Below are 16,671 nucleotides of genomic sequence, written 5' to 3'. Positions count from 1 at the left end.
ACGCCTATCTTTCTATAGCTTCTTTTATTTCTTAAAAGTCTTCATGAAAATACTTAGCAGTCGCTTTGATCATGTCCAAGTTTTGTTGATTCAACAAGGGCGGCAACTCACTAAATGAAAAATATTTTAAGCTTAAAGTTTCATCAGTTTCCTCTGTTAGCAAAGAACCACCAGCAGGTTCTACTACATATAGTCGACTGATCACCTGTGCTTGGTCACCATTCGGATATGTAGTAAAACCTTGCTCGAAGGTGTCGACCATATCAACCACTTCAACTGTTAAACCACTGTCTTCTTTCATTTCACGATTCAAAGTTTCTAGAAAAGTTTCGCCATACTCCATATAACCACCTGGAAGACTCCAATTATGTGTATCGCTCCTTTCTTGTAATAAGATCTTATGGTCATTATCAACTACAGCTCCTGCTACAGCGTTTAAAATAATCGGCATATTGCCGACTTTACTACGGATGTCTTTGATATAATCACTCATAAATCGATCACCTGTCTTTGTTGTTTTTATCTTTAATTCTACTTTACATTATTTTACTTAAAATATCATGTAACAAGGCAAGAAAGAAAACCAAAAATCAGCTTAAAAATAGCTGTAATACAAAAACTCCCCTTTTGCAAATAAAAATCTGACGTACAAAAAGGGAGCTTCATTTCAAATTATTCAATTTTAATAAATTCTAAGCATTAACCATAGTTGCTTTTTTGGCCTCCTGAATCGCCGTTAATACCCGTTCATGGTCTGATGAACTTAGCGGTTGTGCAAGCAAGATCTTAAAACTACTAAAACTCAAACCCAACATATCAGCTACAAAGTATCGACTAATGTTGCTTTCAGCAATTTCTTTTCTAACATCTTCATTTGGTAATCCTCTTACATCGCGCATAAAAAGCCCTCCTTAGATGGTCTGCCACGGGAAGTTCAACCTAATCTCCTTCCCAATATTGTTGTATCAAATAGGCCAAGCAAAAAGCAACAATATTGTTTACTTTTTTCGCTAGCAAGCGTTTTTTTTAATTAACTATCACTTTTTCCTTATTATGCCTTAACAAATATATTAAACGATGTATAATGAAAACGAAATTCATTTACGGATGAAGCTCGGCAATTTGTTGCAATAGCGTTGTTGCAAGTCGTCAGTGGACGGGTCTGCAACAGCGCTATTTGTGTATGATCAAAAATCATATCAGTACTAAATAAAAATTGAGCTATTTTTCAAATTATGAAAACATCCGTGAAGCTTATACGAACTATGGCAAGTCAGCACCTGTCTAAGTTCAGTTATTTTAATCAAACTTTGCAAATCAAGTCTTAAGCAGTTTGTTTTGTTCTATTATATTGTATCCTAAGGAGGATCTATTATTTTATCTCATAAAAATATAGATAAACGTATATTTTTACCTGTTGTCGGTTTATTTGCCATAGCTGCCTTGTTTCTCATGCTCGGCGGCCCCCAACTACAACAACCTTTGTCCCGTATTTTAAGTTGGATCAACGTTAAATTTGGTTGGCTGTATCTTGCCGTCTTCATTATCAACTTTGTCTTTTTGTTATGGTTGGCTTTTAGCCGCTACGGTAACATTAAGCTCGGTAAACCAAACGATCACCCTCGTTATGGCAACTTCAAATGGGGTTCTATGGTCTTTGCCACGGGGATCGACGCTAGTATTATGATGCTCAGTATCACCGATCCCCTGGAATTCATCCAAGAACCACCGTTTGGCTTAAAACCTTATTCAGATTCAGCCTATATTGCTTCAAGTGCTCTTTCTCAGTTCAACTGGGGCCCAATGGCTTGGATGATGTTTGCCCCAGCAGCAATTTTGATCGGGTATGTTACCTATCGAAAAAACAAACCAACACAGAAATTAAGTGATAATTTTTCTTTCTTACAAGGAAATGCTAAGAGTAAAAAAATAACCCGTATTATCATTGACTTCTTAGTCGTGATCGGAATCATTGGAGGTTTAGGTTCTTCGATCGGTATGGAAGTTCCTCGGACTTCACGTGTTTTTTCAGCCGTAACTAATATTCCCGATACGACTTGGTTACAATTTGGAATTTTTTCTTTGCTTTTCATCCTGCTTGGATTGACCGTTTATAAGGGATTAAATGGTGGAATTGACCGTCTCAGTACGGCTAACATATATTTGGCTATCGTTTTTTTGGGTCTGATTTTAATTGTCAGTCCCTCAATGACAATAATTAGTGATTGGGGTAAAAGTCTGGGGGTACTTGTCCAAAAATTCATTCCGATGTCAACTAACGTCCACCCTAGTCCCACTCAACAAGACACTATCTTTTATTGGGGTTGGTGGTTGACTTTTATGCCTTTAATGGGAACTTTCATCGCTAAGATCTCGCGCGGCCGCACTATTCGCCAGATACTTTTAGGTATGCTAAGTTTTGGCGTTCCTGGCTGTTTCTTATTTCACGCTATTTTGGGCGGTTACGCGATGTGGCTTCAAAAAGCTGGTGTCATAAATTTAGTTTCGATTTTAAATCATAAAACTCAGGCTGATGTGATAGTGGCAATGATTTCAACTTTGCCCATGCATAAAGTAATGCTGGTCTTTTACGCGGCCTCTTGTTTTATTTTCTTAGCCGCTACTATTTCTGGAGCAGCCTATGTGCTTTCTTCATTTACCAGCACACCTCTATATGGCAAAGAACCAAGTCGCTTTAACCGAATGAGTTGGGTATTTATCTTTTTGATTTTTGCCTTTAGTTTAGTCTTGGTTGGTGGTTTCCAAGTTATTCAAACCATGTCTGTCATGGCTGGTTTGCCATTAACTATCGTCTGTTTACTAGTCTTATATTCAATTTTTAGACTAGTCCGTCATGACCGTGAACTAGTCTTTACGTCAAATGAACTTAAAGATACTGGACGCAGACAAAAATATACTGTTGAACGTCAATTCGCCGTGCGTGGTCAATTGATCTTGTCTTTTAAAAATTACAATAAACTAAGTAAGCAATAAACATCACAAAGCTGGGGAATAACTAGCTGTGAACTTATAAAAGGGTCGTCGATCTAACCCAATTAAATGGGCTAGATCGACGACCCTTAAATATGCTTTTAAACGATCTTTTGTTTCAGTATTTTTTATTTAAGTTAAAAAATATATAATGGAAGAAAAAGGACTGATATTATTTAATGAAAATTACTGAAGGATATATGCCTTTTCAAGGTTACCAAACCTACTACCGTATCATCGGTGAGGCAAAAAATAACACTGCCCCTTTACTTTTATTACATGGTGGTCCTGGGTCATCCCATAATTATTTTGAAATGCTCGATGATTTAGCAAACGCTGGTTTTCAGTTGATCATGTACGACCAACTTGGCTGTGGAAAATCATCGGCGCCCGATCAACCAGAGCTATGGCAAGCCCAAACTTGGATCGATGAATTAGCTGCCTTAAGAGATTACTTGGATTTAGGACACGTTCATTTACTAGGACAATCATTTGGTGGTATGTTGGCAATCATGTACTTACTAGAAAAAAAACCTCAAGGTGTAGATAGCTTAATTTTATCCAGCACTTTATCATCAGCTAAATTATGGGCCAGTGAACAACATCGAATGATCAAATATTTGCCACAAAAAGAACAAGATGCAATTGCTCAAGCCGAAAAAACTGGTAACTACACTACGCCAGGATATCAAATTGCCAATGAGCATTATATGGCTTTGCACGCTGCCGCTCCTGTTACTGAAAGTTCACCAGAACCCTTACGCCGTGCTAAAATCAATGGACAACAGGCCTATCAAGTTGCTTGGGGACCAAATGAATACACACCAACTGGTACTTTGCATGATTATGAATACACAGAACGTTTGGCGGAAATTACGATACCAACTCTGATCACTAATGGAACTGACGATCTATGTACCCCCCTAGTCGCCAAAACTATGTATGACCATTTACAAAACGCCAAGTGGAAACTATTTCGAAATAGTCGTCATATGCCCTTTGTCGAACATCATGACAAATATGTTATCTTGCTCAAAGATTGGTTAACTAAACACTGATTACGGATGGAGCTGGGACAAAACTAGCTGTGCGATACTAAAAGGGACGTCGATCTATCTCATTAAATGGGGTAAATCAACGGCCCTTAAACGTGTTCCAAAAGATTGAAGCCTTACTGTAACAACGCTTGCGTTATTCTCTTTATTTCAAACTTAAAAATTTAACTAAATTCAGAGATCCTAAGTGTCAATTTGTGAACATTTTATCTAAACCAGCTATAATGGACTTTGTAAGTTGATAAAGGAAAGGAGATCTATTCGATGTATTATTCAAATGGAAATTATGAAGCTCTTGTCCATGCACGCAAACCTGCGGGTGTTGACCATAAAAAAGCTTATATCGTTGGTGGAGGCTTAGCAGGACTCGCTGCTGCTGTTTTCTTAGTCCGTGATGCACAAATGCCTGGCGAACAGATCCACATTTTAGAAGAATTACCTGTGGCAGGTGGTTCTTTAGACGGTGCTAACAAACCAGACATCGGTTTTGTGACACGTGGCGGCCGGGAAATGGAAAACCACTTCGAATGTATGTGGGACATGTATAGTTCGATCCCATCACTTGAAGTTCCAGGAGCTTCATATCTAGACGAATATTATTGGCTTGATAAGGATGATCCGAACTCATCTAATTGTCGCTTAATTTATAACCGCGGTAATGAAGTCCCAGATGATGGTAAATATACTCTAGGTAAAACTTCCAAAGAAATCATCAAATTGATCATGACTCCTGAAGAACAGTTAGGCACAGAAACGATTGAAGAATATTTTTCAGCAGAATTTTTCAAAACTAATTTCTGGTACTACTGGTCCACCATGTTTGCCTTTGAAAAATGGCATTCGGCCGTTGAAATGCGCCGATACTGCATGCGTTTTATCCACCATATCGATGGTCTGCCTGACTTTACCGCCCTTAAATTTAATAAACACAACCAGTATGACTCAATGACTTTACCGATCGTCAAGTACTTGGAAGACCATGGTGTTGATTTCCAATTCAATACTGTAGTTAATAATGTTATCGTTGAGACTGCTAATAGTGAAAAACACGCTAAGAAATTACAGATGACTGTCGACGATTCTCCACAAGAGATCACCTTAACTGACGATGATATCGTCTTTATCACAAACGGTTCGATCACTGAAAGCTCCACTTATGGTGACCATCACACACCAGCTAAAATCACTGATGAGCCGGGACCAAGCTGGGAATTATGGGAAAATTTAGCAGAACAATCTTCTGAATTTGGCCATCCTAAGGTCTTTTACCAGGATTTACCAGAAAAAGCATGGCATATTTCAGCCACAGCAACTATTAAAAATACAGCCATAGATCCTTATATTGAACGTTTAACTAAACGTGATCTACACGATGGCAAAGTTAACACTGGTGGGATCATTACTATTAAAGATTCAAATTGGATGATGAGTTTTTGCATTCATCGTCAACCACACTTTAAAGATCAAAAAGAAAATGAAACCATCGTTTGGATCTATGCTTTGTATTCAAATACGCCAGGTGACTATATCCAAAAAAACGTGGTTGACTGTACAGGAGAAGAGATCACTGAAGAATGGTTATATCATTTAGGGGTACCAGAGACATTGATCAATAAATTGTCAAAGCAAGATTCAATCAATACCAACCCAGTTTACATGCCATTTGTTACTTCATACTTTATGCCACGTGTCAAAGGTGACCGTCCTAATGTTGTGCCAACTGGTTCAAAGAATCTTGCTTTCATCGGTAACTTCGCGGAATCGCCAACGCGTGACACAGTCTTTACGACCGAATATTCAATCAGAACAGCCATGGAATCAGTTTATAACTTACTAAACGTTGATCGTGGAGTGCCAGAAGTTTTTAATTCAATTTACGATATTCGTGAACTCTTAAAGTCAATGTATTATCTAAATGACAAACAAAAACTGACTGATAGTGACCTACCCATTCCGGAATTTGTTAAAAATAAAGGACTACAGAAAGTTAAGGGAACTTGGATCGGTAAATTATTAGAAGATGCTAAACTAATTTAAATTAAAAAATGATCTCAATATAGTTGCTTATAACGCAACTATATTGAATTGAGGCTGGGACAAAACAATATTCCAGTCTCTTCTTTTGCTAAAAATAATCAAATTATCACTTGTAATTTTTATGGCATAAACGCGTTTTAAAAGTCTGAATCCTCAATGTAATGCCATTTACGTCATTCCTGTCCTGCGCTTCGCTACGGCCAAAAATGGCGTAAACGACGTTACACACCGGCTTCAAACCGACTTTTGTCCCGCTCTCGAGTTTTCTGTTAAAAATATCACAAAAAACGTGTGAAAGCATTTTTATATGGTATAATGAAAGCGTTTAAGACAACACTATTGGAGGGTTTCTTTATGACAAAAAAAGTTGCAATGATCACTGGTGGAGCACAAGGTATTGGAGAAGCAATTTCCCGTCGTCTTAGTCAAGATGGATTTGCTGTTGCTATTGCTGACCTAAACAAGGAAAAAGGTAGTCAAGTAGCTGCCGATATTGAAAAAAATGGCGGCAAAGCTATCGCTGTTAAAGTTGATGTCTCTGACCGTGACAGCTTTTTCTCAGCAGTTGCAGAAGTTACAGAAAAATTAGGTAGTTTTGACGTCTTAGTGAATAATGCTGGTCTTGGGCCAACAACTCCAATTGAAACTATCACTCCGGAAATGTTTGATAAAGTTTATCATATCAATGTTGCCGGCGATATTTGGGGGATTCAAGCCGCTCTCGAACAGTTCAGGAAAAACAACCACGGTGGCAAGATCATCAATGCTACCTCTCAAGCTGGCGTTGTTGGTAACCCTAATCTTTCATTGTATAGCAGCACAAAATTTGCTGTGCGTGGATTAACACAGGTTGCAGCACGTGACTTAGCAGAAGAGAATATTACTGTTAATGCATATGCTCCTGGGATCGTTAAAACGCCGATGATGTATGATATTGCCCATCAAGTTGGACAAAATGCCGGAAAAGACGACGAATGGGGTATGCAAACATTTGCTAAAGATATCGCATTGAATCGCCTTTCAGAACCAGAGGATGTCGCAGCTGCTGTTTCATTTTTAGCTGGACCAGACTCAAATTATATTACAGGACAAACTATCGAAGTCGATGGCGGAATGCAGTTCCACTAAATAAACAATAAACCTTATAAAAAAGCAGCTGGAATAATGTAAAAATTCAGCCTTAAAAGAGCTTTTTTATCAATCAATAAACAAATTGATTTCTCACGAAAAGAGGCTGGGACAAAACAATATCCCAGTCTCTTCTTTTGCTAAAAATAATCAAATTATCGCTTCTAATTTTTACAGCATAAACGCGTTTCAAAAGTCTGAATCCTCAATGTAATGTCATTTACGCCATTCTTGTCCTGCACTTTGCTACGACCAAAAATGACGTAAACGACATTACACACCGAATTCAAAACGACTTTTGTCCCGCTCTCTTTTTTATAACAAACCATACTCGGCGTTTAATAACACAAACATTTAAAAACCTAAACCAGGTTTTTCTTTTAAGATAAAACTATCATGGTCCAATGCATATGGTACATCATCAGCCGTATATGCTGCCATGAAAACAGAATCCAAATCAGCGAATTTGACGTTCTGGTGGGCTGCCGCAAAAGCTGTCGCAGCTGCGATCCCACTGGCTGATTCAATCATACAACCGACCATGCAATTGACTCCATAGAGTTCACAGAGCTGATTGATTTTTTCCGCCTGACTTAAACCACCAGTTTTCATTAGTTTGATATTAATATAATCACATGCACCCTGTTGTAACAGATTTAAAGCATCTTGAGCAGAAAAGACACTTTCATCGGCCATGATAGGCATAACAGAATTCTTCGTTACATGCTTTAGTCCTCTGATATCATTGGCTTTAACTGGCTGTTCGATAAAGTCGATCCTATCTGTTAAATTCGACAATTGGCTGATCAATTGCAAACTTTCTTTAGCATTCCACGCCTGGTTAGCATCGATCCGTAAACGCGTTGATTTTTGTGTCGCCTGCGCGATTTTTTGGATCCGGTCGACTTCTTTTGAAATATCTGTTCCACCGACTTTTATTTTTAATGATTTAAAACCCGCCGCTTGTTTTTCAAGGGCTTCTTTTACCATTGCTTCTGGTTGCCCAATACCGATCGTAAAGTCAGTTGCGACACTACTGCTAAAACCACCAAGATATTGATATAGTGGCACTTGAAAAAGTTGGGCCCTTAAGTCATACAAAGCGATCTCACATGCAGCTTTAGCGGGACCATTGCCTTTGATCGCGCTGTGTACTTGTCCTAATAAAAATTCCCAACCATTAAGATCGTGCCCCAAAAGTCGCGGTTTAAAAACCTCTCTGAGTATTACCAAAGCAGAATCCAAGGTATCCCCTGTGACAACTTCATTAGCTGTCGCAGCTCCATGACCTACTAAGCCATTTTCCAAACTGATCGTCACACCGATCGCAGCAATTTCTTTGACCGTATGTTGTGCCGTAACGAATGGGTGTTTTAAGGGTGTATATGACGTTTCGCAAGTAATATCACTAATAGTCAATGCCATTATTTATAACTCCTTCTTTTTTATTTCTGTACATAATTTTAAGTTCAATTATAGCGTATATTCATCAACAACTATACCTCAAAGACTTATCCGGCCTAAGATGAAACATGTAAACAAAAAGAGCCGGAACATAACTAACTGTGAATCATAAAAAGGGCCGTCGATTTAGCCCATTCAACGGGATAGATCGACGACCCTTAAACGTGTTTCAAAAGATTGAAGTCTGATTGTAAAAATAATTTCTTTATTTTTGTCCTCCTCTTTGCTACAACCCCAAATAATGCGAGCGTCGTTACAAAGCAACTTCAAAACGCCTTTTGTTTCACTTTCTTCCTGCGATTATTTGATTGATCAAGCTTGACTTGGGGAAGTCGTTGCATCTGACTGAGCTTCTTGATGTTCCAAAGCAGCAGTTTGCGCAGCGATCCGACCAAAGGTAAAGATATCAGCTAAGGAGTTGCCACCTAAACGATTACCCGCATGCAAACCACCAGCAACTTCTCCGGCTGCGTACAAACCATCAATTTGTTTACCAGCTGCATCTAAAACATGTGCACTTGAATCGATTTTCAAGCCACCCATAGTGTGGTGCAAAGCTGGTTTACGCGGTGTTGCATAGAACGGTGCTTTTTCAACTTTCAAATCAAAGACATCTTTGCCAAATTCCGGATCTTTACCTGCATCAACATATGAATTATAATTCTCAATTGTTTTAACAAATTCAGCTGGATCAACTTTGATTTGTTTAGCCAAACCTTCCAAAGTATCATCTTTAAATAAAGTACCAGCCTCAACTTGTTCATCGATTTTTTCTTGACTTGTATTGTAAGCTGTTCCCTTAATATTTTCATCAGCGATCAAATAGAATAAACCACCATTATCGATCGCAGCTTGAGACAAAACGTCCCGGCTTTCATATTCGTCAACGAAACGGTCACCCTTATTATTGACCATCACAAAATTTGCCGGCGGTACTTGCAAACCACTAAAGAGCTCACCCGTCACAGGATCAGAAACTGGCATCATCTGTGAAAATCCCATACCAATTAAATCAGCGCCAACATCTGTCCCTAACTTGATCCCATCACCTGTAATTGCCGGTGAGTTAGAAGTTGCAATATCGTCATCAACCTTTGTCCAGTAGGTATTATATTGCTGAACCATCTTAGTATTAGCGGCGAAACCGCCTGAAGCCAGGATCACGGCATTAGCATGCACGATAACTTTTTGATCATCGGCGTTAGTTGCTTCTAACCCAACGATCGTGTTGTTTTCTTTCAAAAGTTTTTTAACACGAGTATCAGTAATGATCGTGCCGCCTTGTTCTTTAACATATCTCTTTAAGTTAGAAATATATTCATACCCTTGATTTTCTAATGGTTTATGACCTCGACGCCACTTAGCACCAACTGGCATCGTCACTTCATCCGGGTCAAAACGTACTCCAATGCTTTGTAACCATTTGACTGAATTCAAAGCATTATTAACTAAAGTTTTAACTAAGTTATAGTCACCATGGATCTCATTACCCTTTAAGTCAGTCCGTTTACCACCAAGGTAAGTTTGTATCTCATGTAATAATTTAGAATCAAACAAGAAATGTGCGCCACTATCCAAATACTCTTTTAATTGACCTTGTAGCTCATGGAAGTCATCCAAATATTCCGGATCGATCTTATCATCTGGTGTTTCCATCAGATTCTTTAAAGTCGTATCTTCACCTGCCAAAGCATCAAAGGTATTTTGCCATTCTGGGTCAGATGCGTTCAATGGCCCCCCTGTCCGGATCGTATTACCACCAACAGCTGGGAATTTTTCAACTAAGATCGTCTTTTTACCAGTTTGAAGTGAAGTTGCAGCAGCACTCAAACCAGTACCACCACCACCAACTACAACTACGTCAGCGTCATATTCTACAACTTTTGGAGCATTACTTTTAACTGGTTTAGGACGTTGTTTCAAAGCTTCCGGATCCACACCAGCTAAAGTAACAGCATCAGCAACACCATTCAACACGCCACGACTTGTATCAGAAGCACCAGAAACCGCATCAATATTTAAAGTCTGTCCGGAGATGATCTGTTCAGGCATCCGTTCCCAAACAGTATCTGCGATCCCTGTTGTTTCACCTTTAGTATCAATATCAATATTTTCGATCCGGTCTTTTGAGAAAGTGACCTTCATCGGTACCTTCCCATTATGACCACTTGCAGTCACTGAATATGTCCCTGGTTTAAAATTAATTTCATCCGCACGGTTCTTCATATGATCTACCCCACTTCTTATTGATTAAAAATTTATGATATAACCATATATAACAAAAAACATTAACTATTTTTATTTTGTAATAACAGAAATAAAAATGTGAACTTTATCTTATATTTAGTCAAGAAAACAAATTAAATCACTTTTCATCAGTTGGTTTTATTTACATCATAATCACTTTCTTTATTCGGGAAATCGCTTTCTTAGCTGATGTATAAAGACATAAATGTTTTTTAATTAGATGACTATCAGTACATCTTTAGTGTAACGAATGCGCTTGCGTTTGTGAAGTGTTTATTTTATTATTACATTATAACAAAAGTGTTATCAAAAAGGAGAGATGACATGACTACTAAAGATCCGGCCATAATGTTACAGTACTTAGACACCTTATTAAGATATGGAAACTTCACAAAAGCGGCACAACAGCTCTACATTTCACAACCGTATTTAACTCAATTAGTGCGCCGCAAGGAAAAAGAAATGGGAGTAGAGTTGATCAACCGTCACAGTACGCATTTACAATTGACCGCAGCCGGTAAACTATACTACCAGTACTTAGAAAATATTAATCAAGAAGAGGTTAGTTTCCAACATAAATTAACACAGTACAATAATAATAATGTTCCACTCAAGATCGGTGTTTTGCCATCGATGGGATCGTTTATTTTGCCCTTATTTATACCGCAATTCATCAAAAATCACCCAAATGTTCAAATCATCTTAAATGAAGGGCTACCGTCTAAAAGTGAACAAAAGGTTGAAAATGGTGAAGTTGATTTTTACGTCGGCCAAAATCCTGAAACTGTGTCTCCCAACCTGACTGTAGTTTCAACTGGCCATGAGCCTTATTTTGCGGTGATCCCCGCAGGCAACAAATTTTATCAAGGTAAAACTAACACACTAACGCCACATTCACTCGATATACAAAAACTACTATCAGAGCCTTTAGTTTTGAGCAAAACTGGCTCCGCTATCAGACACCAAGTTGATGGCTTGTTACAAAAAAACCAAGTTAAACCGCATATCGTTATGGAAAGCGAAAATATCGAAATGGTCGCAGGCCTTTGCGCCCAAGGCACTGGGATCACCGTTATCCCACAAAGTATTGTGGCACACTTGACACAAGGAGACTATGATCTTTATCCGCTTGAAGAAGAAGATCTGACTTTACGCTACTTCATTGCTTATTCTTCCAAAAAGGAACTCTCAGAAGTTGAAAAAAACTTAGTAGATACTTTTGTCACGATCAGCCAACGGACTAATAAAATCAAAAAATAGATACAAAAATGCCTGATTTTAGGACTATATTCGTGTGACAAACCACTCCTAAATTCCAAACGTTTCTTTTATATAAAACTATTTCGTATCTCGAATATTGCTATAACTTACAGTCAAGTTTTTTATAAGTTTTCACTCTTTACGAAACTCGGACAATGTATTATTCTAAAGGTTGGTCATAATTTGACTTACTATTCATAACCAAATGTATTTTTGCTGACTAATGTTTGGTGAACTTTAATTCTTAATAAGATCTGGTAGTTGATCTTGTTAAGATACGGATGGCATAAGGGGAGAGTTCAATGAATGAAGAAAAAGAAGACATCTCACCGAGGTTACTAGAAGACTTCGCCGATTATTGTCTCTATCTTTCGTCAAACAATGTGATTGAACAAAGATTCAGCATGGAACATTTTGTTAAATCTGGTCTAGTTGATCGTTCTTTTCTACTAGATCACTTACAGATCAAACAGCTTGAAAAATTGGTCAAACAGCACAAAAATAGTGATCATGCCCAAGCTGAACTGATTAAAAATGAGATCGAACAACGTTTTTTAAATAATCACGCTCGTTTAAGTTAATATTTTTTCATTGCTGTTTTTGGTTGCCAAAAGCTTACTTATTAGGTTTTTGGCTTTTTTTATACGTATTTTTTAACAGCACGTCTTTGTCTGACATGTATGTGCCGGCCACACATCGCTTTCTCAGATTTCCATTCAAGCAATTGAATGTTTATTCAAAAAAAGACAAACCAGAAGATCCCAGTTTGTCTTTTTAATCGATTTTGCCCATGATTTAGTGTGCGGCATTTTGTTTTCTGATCATATCATAATACATCCCATGATTTTTTAGTAACTCATTATTCGTTCCACGTTCAACAATTTGTCCCTGGCTTAAAACTAAGATCTGGTCAGCATTTTGAATAGTTGATAAGCGGTGCGCAACAGCTATCGTCGTTCGTCCTTGTTGGATCTTGTCCAATCCTTCCTGGATCATCTTTTCCGTTTCAGTATCAATATTAGAAGTTGCTTCATCCAAGATCAGGATCTTCGGATCAGTCGCCACAGTCCGCGCAAATGCTATCAATTGCTTTTGACCAGTAGAATAACTTGTACCACGTTCAATAACCTTAGCATCATATTTACCAGGCAGTTGTTCAATAAACTGATCCGCATTGACAAATTTTGCAGCTTGTTTGATCTGATCATCCGTGATCTCATCATTAAACATCCGAATATTAGATTTGATCGTACCATAAAACATATAAGGTTCTTGTAAAACAAGTCCCAATTTAGCTCGCAATTCTTCTAGCGGATAATCTCTAATATCACGATCGTCTAACAAGATCTCACCTGTCCCAAATTCATAAAAACGCATCAAGACATTGATGATCGAAGTTTTCCCACTACCAGTTTGTCCCACTAATGCGATCGTTTCACCTGGATGGGCAATAAAGGAAACATCCTTTAAGATCGTATGCTTGCCATCATAAGAGAAAGTCACATGTCGAAATTCGACTTTACCTAATTGCAAGCGAGCTGACGCGCCTTTTTTTTGTGTCGGAGCTAAAGTATCATCGTCTATGATCTTTAACACTCGTGAACCAGCTACGATCCCATCTTGGAAGTCACTAAAAAATTCCATCACTTCTGACAACGGATTATAGAAGTTTTCCAGGTAAGTTACAAATGCATAGACTACACCAGCAGCTACATACGCACTCAGTCCTCGAACACCAAAAATGCCTAAGATCAAGACTGTCCCCAATGAATAAAACAAGTTAACTATTGGGCTTAATAGTAAAGAATTAACGCGGATCATAGCTTTACGTGTCTGGTAATATTGACTATTAACATCTTCAAATTCCCGATCAACACGCTGTTCTTGTCTGAAATCCTGAATAACGGTCACACCTGTGATCGATTCCGCTAATTTATTATTTAAAATACTTAATTTTTCTCGCATTTGACGGTAAACACGAGAACTATATTTCTGATAATACCAAATCGTAACAGCTAAAAAAGGCATGAATAAAAGCAACCACAATGCAATCGTCTTATCTGTGACAAACATTGCAATAAAGGCTGAAACCATCGCAAAAACTGCCACGATCAAACTACTAAATAGCTGCCAAAAATTTTGAAAAGCCATTGTATCATTGGTTAAACGTGACAAAATCGATCCACTAGGTACTTGATCAAAATAACGCATTCCTAAAGAGTGAAGTTTTTTAAATAAAATCTTTCGCGTATCTTCTAACATATATTCGGCACCCATACTATAGAGATATGTTTGTCCAAACTGTGTTAAAGCCTTAAAGACCATACCAAAAAAATACAACCCAGCAAAAAGCCAAATGACCGTTTCATCCGCTTTGCCTAATGCTAAGTACTTATCCATAAAACGCTGGATAATTTTTGGCAGCAAAATATTGATCACACTGACCAGCGCGGCAAAGATGATCGAAAAGTAAAAGTACCACTTAAAAGGTTTGGCAAATAAAAAGAGACGCTTAATGATCTGTAGCTGCTCTTTCCACGGAATACTATGAGACCATACTGATTCACGTTGTTCATCCATTAAATCCACCCTCCTTTTCTTCCGTTTCCAAAGCTTGGAGTTTAAAGGTATCTGCATACCAACCATTTTGTCGCATCAATTCTGCATGTCTACCCCGCTCGATAATTTTACCATCGTCCATCACTAAGATCTCATCAGCATTCATCACTGAACTTAAACGGTGGGAGGCAATGATCGTTGTTTTATCTTGGCGTTCTGTTCGTAAAGTTTGCAAGATCTCAGTTTCCGTTTCAGCATCCACGGCTGACAAAGCATCATCTAAGATCAATAATTCTGGATCGATCAACAAGGCACGTGCGATCGCGATCCGCTGACGTTGCCCACCCGACAATGAAATTCCTTCCTCACCAACTTGTGTATCATAACCAGCCGGAAAAGTAGCGATCTGTTGTGCTAAATCACTTTTAGCTGCTGCTTGTTCAACTTCTTTTTGTGAAGCTTCTGGTCTTGCAAAACGAATATTTTCGCGGATCGTATTAGAAAATAGATATGTTTCTTGCGGCACATAACCGATAGCAGGGATCAAGGCATCTAACTGGTAGTCTCGAATATCGATGCCGCCAAAATAAATCGTTCCTTGATAGTCATCAAATTGGCGCAACAACAGCCGAATAACCGAACTTTTACCAGAACCAACTTTTCCGACTAATCCTAAAGTTCCACCTTCTTTGATCGTGAAGTAAATATTGTGCAGATTTTCTTGTTGTTCATCTGGAAAACTAAATGAATCAAGCTCATATTGTAAGTCACCACGCGCTTCTTGGGCGACTCCATTTTGTTTATCCAATATCTTGCTTTTCTTATTTAACACGTTATTGATCCGGTCATAACTGGCATTACCACGTTCCAAAGTGTTAAATAACATTCCAATTGCAAACATCGGCCAAACTAGCATTGATAAATATGAAACAAAGGAAACTAATGAACCTAAAGTGATAGTTTCAGAGATAACCAAATGACCGCCATAAACGATCGTCAGAACATAAGAAACTGCCATGATCATTGTCGTGATCGGGTCGAATAATGCATCTAACTTGTTAACATGCCGGTTGATATTGATCGTGTCATCAACTTGCCCGTTAAATTCATCCATGTCATCTTTTTCTTGACCAAAACTCTTGATCACTTTGACCCCACTAATGCTTTCTTGTGCTTTATTATTGAGGCGTGAAAAAGCAGCTTGCGATTTTTTAAAAGCATTATGCATTTTTTTACCTAACACTCGTGCCATAACTGCTAAAAAAGGGAAGGGCAAAATAGCGATCAGCGTTAAGCGCCAATCGACCACTGTCATCATTGCGATCAAAGTCGTACCACCAGTAATGATCGAATCTGCAAACTGTAAGATCCCACCACCAGCGACTCGTTGGATGGCAGACAGATCATTAGTCGCATGCGCCATCAAGTCGCCTGTCCGGTACTCTTGGAAAAACTGTGTGTCCATTTGCATATAGTGCCAAAAAAGTCGTTCGCGTAAGGTTGCTTCTAGTTTAGCCGATTCGCCCCAAATTGCGGTTCGCCACACATAACGTGCTAGATACTGTGCAAAGGAAACAACGGTCAGCAAAACTAGCAAAAAAACTAAAGCCTTAACAGTCAATTGCCCGCGGTGGATCAAATCAACTAAACGTCCAATGATCCACGGTGGCACAATCCCAAGTAAAGCAGTAAACAATAACCCGATGACCCCGGTCGAATAGGTTTTCCACTCACGTTTAAAATACCACCCTAATTTAATAAAGATCCCCAAGAGTTATCGCGCCCCCTTTCTTATAAATAGCCTGGCTTTTAAGTATATTATCATTTATACCATAAGGGCTATTAAAACACTAACGATCGAATCGGCTCTTGTAAAAACACTATCTCATTTAAAATAATTTTTTAATTTATTAATTTCAATCAGTGTTCC

General features: G+C 38.3%; 12 protein-coding genes. 6 read left to right on the top strand and 6 right to left on the bottom strand.

Annotation, left to right across the window (positions count from 1 at the left end):
- Positions 1-31: 31 nt before the first annotated feature.
- Positions 32-493: an NUDIX hydrolase gene (locus LACPOB_RS0105180; protein WP_017867772.1), complete on the bottom strand. Its 462-nt coding sequence runs from the start codon at positions 491-493 to the stop codon at positions 32-34.
- Positions 494-692: 199 nt separating this feature from the next.
- A complete protein-coding gene (locus LACPOB_RS0105175; protein WP_017867771.1) occupies positions 693-899 on the bottom strand; it encodes a hypothetical protein in 207 nt (68 codons plus the stop codon).
- A 472-nt stretch (positions 900-1,371) separates the two neighbouring features.
- Here LACPOB_RS0105175 and LACPOB_RS0105170 point away from each other — a divergent pair, with 472 nt between their 5' ends.
- The 4 genes from LACPOB_RS0105170 (at position 1,372) to LACPOB_RS0105155 (ending at position 7,211) form a co-directional block, all read left to right on the top strand.
- Complete coding sequence (locus LACPOB_RS0105170) at positions 1,372-2,994, top strand: BCCT family transporter (RefSeq protein ID WP_040532795.1); 1,623 nt, start codon at positions 1,372-1,374, stop codon at positions 2,992-2,994.
- 176 nt (positions 2,995-3,170) lie between these two features.
- Positions 3,171-4,049 carry a proline iminopeptidase gene (gene pepI, locus LACPOB_RS0105165; RefSeq protein WP_017867769.1) on the top strand — a complete coding sequence of 293 codons (879 nt, stop codon included), beginning with the start codon at positions 3,171-3,173 and terminating at the stop codon, positions 4,047-4,049.
- A gap of 261 nt (positions 4,050-4,310) precedes the next feature.
- The gene (locus LACPOB_RS0105160; protein ID WP_017867768.1) at positions 4,311-6,083 is read left to right on the top strand and encodes an oleate hydratase; all 1,773 of its coding nucleotides are present in this window, start codon (positions 4,311-4,313) and stop codon (positions 6,081-6,083) included.
- Between the two features lie 354 nt (positions 6,084-6,437).
- The gene (locus LACPOB_RS0105155; RefSeq protein ID WP_017867767.1) at positions 6,438-7,211 is read left to right on the top strand and encodes a (S)-acetoin forming diacetyl reductase; all 774 of its coding nucleotides are present in this window, start codon (positions 6,438-6,440) and stop codon (positions 7,209-7,211) included.
- Between the two features lie 354 nt (positions 7,212-7,565).
- Here the strand turns inward: LACPOB_RS0105155 and LACPOB_RS0105150 are convergent, their stop codons facing one another.
- Together LACPOB_RS0105150 and LACPOB_RS11780 are read right to left on the bottom strand one after the other, a co-directional pair.
- Complete coding sequence (locus LACPOB_RS0105150) at positions 7,566-8,636, bottom strand: dipeptide epimerase (protein WP_017867766.1); 1,071 nt, start codon at positions 8,634-8,636, stop codon at positions 7,566-7,568.
- Positions 8,637-8,987: 351 nt separating this feature from the next.
- A complete protein-coding gene (locus LACPOB_RS11780; protein ID WP_017867765.1) occupies positions 8,988-10,901 on the bottom strand; it encodes a flavocytochrome c in 1,914 nt (637 codons plus the stop codon).
- Between the two features lie 345 nt (positions 10,902-11,246).
- Here LACPOB_RS11780 and LACPOB_RS0105140 point away from each other — a divergent pair, with 345 nt between their 5' ends.
- Entirely contained in the window at positions 11,247-12,182 is a 936-nt protein-coding gene (locus tag LACPOB_RS0105140; RefSeq protein ID WP_017867764.1) for a LysR family transcriptional regulator, read from the top strand.
- A 302-nt stretch (positions 12,183-12,484) separates the two neighbouring features.
- Positions 12,485-12,763 (top strand): hypothetical protein, encoded by a 279-nt coding sequence (locus LACPOB_RS0105135; protein WP_017867763.1) that lies wholly within the window; start codon positions 12,485-12,487, stop codon positions 12,761-12,763.
- 214 nt (positions 12,764-12,977) lie between these two features.
- On the opposite strand, the gene LACPOB_RS0105130 is transcribed toward LACPOB_RS0105135, so the two are convergent.
- Entirely contained in the window at positions 12,978-14,762 is a 1,785-nt protein-coding gene (locus LACPOB_RS0105130) for an ABC transporter ATP-binding protein (RefSeq protein ID WP_017867762.1), read from the bottom strand.
- Positions 14,755-16,512, bottom strand: coding sequence for an ABC transporter ATP-binding protein (locus LACPOB_RS0105125; protein WP_017867761.1), 1,758 nt, complete (start codon positions 16,510-16,512; stop codon positions 14,755-14,757). Before LACPOB_RS0105125 ends, LACPOB_RS0105130 begins: the two co-directional genes overlap by 8 nt.
- Between the last annotated feature and the right edge of the window lie 159 nt (positions 16,513-16,671).

It is taken from the genome of Ligilactobacillus pobuzihii E100301 = KCTC 13174, assembly GCF_000349725.1.
Taxonomy (GTDB): domain Bacteria; phylum Bacillota; class Bacilli; order Lactobacillales; family Lactobacillaceae; genus Ligilactobacillus; species Ligilactobacillus pobuzihii.
This window is presented reverse-complemented; position numbering and strand designations above follow the sequence as displayed.

What these genes read in the sequence shown, in the direction of transcription:
- LACPOB_RS0105160 (WP_017867768.1), top strand. Translation starts at nt 4,311, where the DNA reads ATGTATTATTCAAATGGAAATTATGAAGCTCTTGTCCATGCACGCAAA.
- LACPOB_RS0105140 (WP_017867764.1), top strand. Translation starts at nt 11,247, where the DNA reads ATGACTACTAAAGATCCGGCCATAATGTTACAGTACTTAGACACCTTA.
- LACPOB_RS0105155 (WP_017867767.1), top strand. Translation starts at nt 6,438, where the DNA reads ATGACAAAAAAAGTTGCAATGATCACTGGTGGAGCACAAGGTATTGGA.
- LACPOB_RS11780 (WP_017867765.1), bottom strand. Translation starts at nt 10,901, where the DNA reads ATGAAGAACCGTGCGGATGAAATTAATTTTAAACCAGGGACATATTCA.
- LACPOB_RS0105175 (WP_017867771.1), bottom strand. Translation starts at nt 899, where the DNA reads ATGCGCGATGTAAGAGGATTACCAAATGAAGATGTTAGAAAAGAAATT.
- LACPOB_RS0105135 (WP_017867763.1), top strand. Translation starts at nt 12,485, where the DNA reads ATGAATGAAGAAAAAGAAGACATCTCACCGAGGTTACTAGAAGACTTC.
- pepI (WP_017867769.1), top strand. Translation starts at nt 3,171, where the DNA reads ATGAAAATTACTGAAGGATATATGCCTTTTCAAGGTTACCAAACCTAC.
- LACPOB_RS0105180 (WP_017867772.1), bottom strand. Translation starts at nt 493, where the DNA reads ATGAGTGATTATATCAAAGACATCCGTAGTAAAGTCGGCAATATGCCG.
- LACPOB_RS0105130 (WP_017867762.1), bottom strand. Translation starts at nt 14,762, where the DNA reads ATGGATGAACAACGTGAATCAGTATGGTCTCATAGTATTCCGTGGAAA.
- LACPOB_RS0105150 (WP_017867766.1), bottom strand. Translation starts at nt 8,636, where the DNA reads ATGGCATTGACTATTAGTGATATTACTTGCGAAACGTCATATACACCC.